The organism is Actinomycetota bacterium (assembly GCA_035697485.1).
Lineage (GTDB): Bacteria > Actinomycetota > UBA4738 > UBA4738 > HRBIN12 > JAOUEA01.
Genome location: DASSCU010000026.1, coordinates 1 through 3,851, shown reverse-complemented (window position 1 = coordinate 3,851; position 3,851 = coordinate 1). Strand labels below are relative to the sequence as shown.

At 68.4% G+C, this 3,851-nt stretch carries 5 protein-coding genes; all 5 read right to left on the bottom strand.

Annotated features, from left to right (window positions below):
* A partial coding sequence (locus tag VFI59_08355; GenBank protein ID HET6713706.1) for an ABC transporter substrate-binding protein occupies window positions 1-573 on the bottom strand: 573 nt, incomplete at its 3' end.
* 61 nt (window positions 574-634) lie between these two features.
* A complete protein-coding gene (locus tag VFI59_08350) occupies window positions 635-1,426 on the bottom strand; it encodes an ABC transporter permease subunit (GenBank protein HET6713705.1) in 792 nt (263 codons plus the stop codon).
* Window positions 1,423-2,244 (bottom strand): ABC transporter ATP-binding protein, encoded by an 822-nt coding sequence (locus VFI59_08345; GenBank protein ID HET6713704.1) that lies wholly within the window; start codon window positions 2,242-2,244, stop codon window positions 1,423-1,425. Before VFI59_08345 ends, VFI59_08350 begins: the two co-directional genes overlap by 4 nt.
* Window positions 2,241-3,134, bottom strand: a complete 894-nt coding sequence (locus VFI59_08340) for an ABC transporter permease subunit (protein ID HET6713703.1) — start codon at window positions 3,132-3,134, stop codon at window positions 2,241-2,243. Before VFI59_08340 ends, VFI59_08345 begins: the two co-directional genes overlap by 4 nt.
* A partial coding sequence (locus VFI59_08335; GenBank protein HET6713702.1) for a TIGR03842 family LLM class F420-dependent oxidoreductase occupies window positions 3,131-3,851 on the bottom strand: 721 nt, incomplete at its 5' end. The genes VFI59_08340 and VFI59_08335, both read right to left, overlap by 4 nt.

Genomic DNA, 3,851 nt, shown 5'->3' with positions numbered 1-3,851 from the left:
CGCGAGCAGCCCGTCCATGTTGAAGTCCTGCTGGACGAGCGTGACGTCGGCGGCGGGGTCCAGTCCGGCCTGCGCGAGCCCCGCGAAGACCTCGTACTCGTTGCCGAATCCCCAGTTGCCGACCGTCTTGCCGGCGAAGTCGGCAGGCGTCGTGATGCCCGAGTCCGCGAACGACACCTGGAGCGTCCCCGAGCGCTGGAACACCTGCGCGATGTCGACGATGTCGGCCCCGGCTTCACGGGTCGCCAGCGCCTTCGGAACCCACGCGACCGCGAAGTCCACCGCGCCGTCGGCCAGCGGTTGCTGCGGCACGATGTCGACGCCGCCCTCGATTAGCTCCACCTCGAGGCACTGGTCGGCGTAGAACCCCTGGTCCTGCGCCGCGTAGTACCCCGCGAACTGGGACTGGATGTACCACTGCATCTGGAAGCTGACCTGGTCGACGGTGCTGCAGTCGCCGCCACCTTCGCCGCCGCCACCACCCCCGCCGCCGTCGTCGTCGTCCCCGCACGCCGCCGCGACGAGCGTCAACGCCAGCAGGCCGGCAGCGAAGACCCCCCTTCCCTTCTTCATGCGCGCCCCTTCCTCCGGCGGGGCGGGCCCCCCGCCGATGCTCCCGTGCTGCGATGCGCCATCATGCCCCAACCTGCTCGACCGTGCTGATCCCGCCCGGCACCGCGAAGCGCTCGAGGACGAGCGCCGCGATGTAGAAGGCCAGGCCGAGCAGGCACGCTCCCAGGACGTAGGCCCAGGCCTCTGCGTTGTTCGACAGCGCGATGTTGCTCACGATCCGGCTCCCGAGTCCGTTCTGTGATCCCCCGAAGTACTCGGAGACGAACGCGGTGATCACCGATGCGGGCGCCGCGATCTTCAGCGACGTGAACAGGTAAGGGACGGCGTTCGGGATGCGCACCTTGCGCAGGATCGCCGCCTCACTGGCCGCGTACGAGCGCATGAGCTCCAGCTGGATCGCGCCGACCTCGCGGAGCCCCCGTGCGACGTTGACCAACACGATGAAGTAGACGACGAGGGTCACCATCATGCGCCGAGGCACCTCGCTCGTGACGGGATACATGTTGTTGAAGATGGCGACCAGCACGAAGATCGGCACGGCGTTCAGTCCGATCGCGAGCGGGGTCATCAGGTCGTTCAGTAGTCGGAACCGCGCGAGCAGGAAGCTCATCGCGATCCCGAGCGCTGTGCCGACGACCAGCCCCACGAATGCGTTCAGCCCCGACACCTTCGTGGCCTCCCAGATCAGCGCCGTGTTGGCGCGGAACGCGTCCCAGATCGCCGAGGGAGGTGGCAGGAAATACGTCTGGAAATCGAAGACCGCGACCGCCGTCTCCCACAGCACGAGGAACGCGACGCCGAACACGACGGGCGGCCACATCAGGCTGAAGAACGAAGCGCGAGGAAGTCTCATCCCTCGACCGGCTCCTCGAGCGCCTGCTCGATGTCGGGCTCGATCCCCGTGGTGTCGATCCCGCGGAGCGCCTCGCGTACCTCGGTGACCTTCTTGAAGAACGCGTCGGCCTCGCGGGTCTCGACGTCACGATGCGTCCCGAGGTCTACGTCGATCACGTCCGTGATCCGGCCCGGTCGAGGCGACATCACGACGACACGGGTGGACAGGTACACGGCCTCCGGGATGGAGTGCGTGACGAACACGACCGTGGTCGAGGTCTGGCCGCAGATCCGGAGCAGCTCCACCTGCATGTGCTCGCGGGTCATCTCGTCGAGCGCGCCGAACGGCTCGTCCATCAGCAGCAGCGGCGGGTGGGCGGCGAGCGCGCGGGCGATCGCCACGCGCTGTTGCATACCTCCCGAGAGCTGCCACGGGAAGTGGTCGGCGAACTCGGACAGCTTGACCAGCTCGAGCATCTCGAGCGCACGCTGCCGCCGTCGCGCGCGGTCCCACCCCTTTAGCTCGAGCGGGAGCTCGACGTTCTTCGTCACGCTCCGCCAGTCGAACAGTCCGGCCTGCTGGAACGCCATGCCGTAGTCCTGGTCCAACCGGGCTGCTCGCGCCGGCTTGCCGTTGACCAGGACCTCGCCGCTCGTTGGCTCGGTCAGGTTCGCGATCAGCCGGAGCTGCGTGGACTTCCCACAGCCCGACGGACCGATCAGCGACACGAACTCACCCGGCTCGATCGTGAGGTCGATGCCGACGAGCGCCTCCACGGCGTTCGGGCGGCCTGCGTTGAAGACCTTAGAGACACCCCGAACCTCGACCGCGTTCACTCGACGGTCTCCCGCGGCCGGTTGCGCATCAGCGTCACGTCGGCGAGCCCCACCAGGCCGACCATCACGAGGCCCAGGAGAGCGGTCACGATGACCGCCGTAAAGACCTTCGACGGATCGCCGGTCGCCTGGCGCGCGTACTCGATGATCAGGCGCCCGACCCCGCCCGCAAGGCCGGTCGAGAGCTCGGCGACGATCACCCCGATCACGGAAGCCGTGGCCGCCAGCTTGAGCGCCGGGATCATGAAGGGGACCGCGGCCGGGAACCGCAGCTTGAACAGCGTCTGGCGCCACGAGGCCGCGTACGAGGCCATGAGCTCGAGCGAGGCCGGCGGGGTCGACGTCAGGCCCTTGAGCGTGCCCACCGCCACGGGGAAGAATGCGAGGAAGGCACCCATCACCGCCGCGGAGAGCCACCGCGGCCATTCGAACGCGCCCAGCGAGAGTCGGCCGCCCCAGCTCACGACGAGCGGCGCGAGGGCGATCAGCGGCACCGTCTGCGAGATCACCAGGTAGGGCAAGAGACCGCGCTCGACCACCTTGAACCGCGCCATCAGGACGGCGAGACCGAGGCCGAGCAACGTACCGATCGCGAACCCGACGATGGCGATCCGGAACGTGAACCACGCACCCTGCAGGACGATGACCGCGATCGGGGTGGAGGACCCACGCCGCTCCGGGTCGGCGTAACGGGAGAGCATCTCCCATACGTGCGGCATCGCGATGTCGTTGGCCCGGGGAAGGATCGTCCAGCCGAAGACCGTCCCCCCGTCCGGCGGCCCGACGAGCTTGTAGAGCTCCCAGATCGCGGTGACGAGCACGAGCGCCAGCAGGAACATCGCGGTTCGCCGGAAGCGCCGGAGGGTCTCGGTCCGCCTTCCGGGCGTCACGTCTTCGCGCGGACCGTGTCGGCGATGGCCGGGATGACCTTCTCGCCGTAGGCCTGGAGGGTCTCGTCCTTGGCGTCGTGCTGCAGGTAGACGGCGAACTGATGCACGCCCAGGCTCTTCAGCCCCTCCAGGCGACGCACGTGCTCCTCGACCGGACCGAGGATGCAGAAGCGGTCGATGATCTCGTCGGGGACGAACTCGGTGTGGACGTTGCCCGCCTGTCCGTGCTCGTTGTAGTCGTAGCCCTCGCGTCCCTTGATGTAGTCGGTGAGCTCCCTCGGGACGGCCGAGGTCTCGCCGTAGCGCGCGACGATGTCGGCGACGTGGTTGCCGACCATGCCGCCGAACCACCGGCACTGATCCCGCGCATGAGCGACGTCCTCGGTCACGTAGGCCGGCGCGGCCACGCAGATCATCACGTCGTCCGGATCGCGGCCGGCCTCCTCGGCAGCCTTTCGGACGGCGCCGATCGTCCACTCGGTGATGTGCGGGTCGGCGAGCTGCAAGATGAACCCGTCACCCACCTCTCCGATCAGCTTGAGCGCCTTGGGGCCGTAGCCCGCGACCCACACCTCCGCGCGGCTCCGAGACGCCCACGGGAACCGGATCTTCGAGCCTCGGTACTCCGCCGTCCGGCCGTTCACCAGCTCGCGGATCACGTTGACGCTCTCGCGCAGCGTGGCGAGCGTCGTCGGCTTGCCGTTGATGACCCGCACC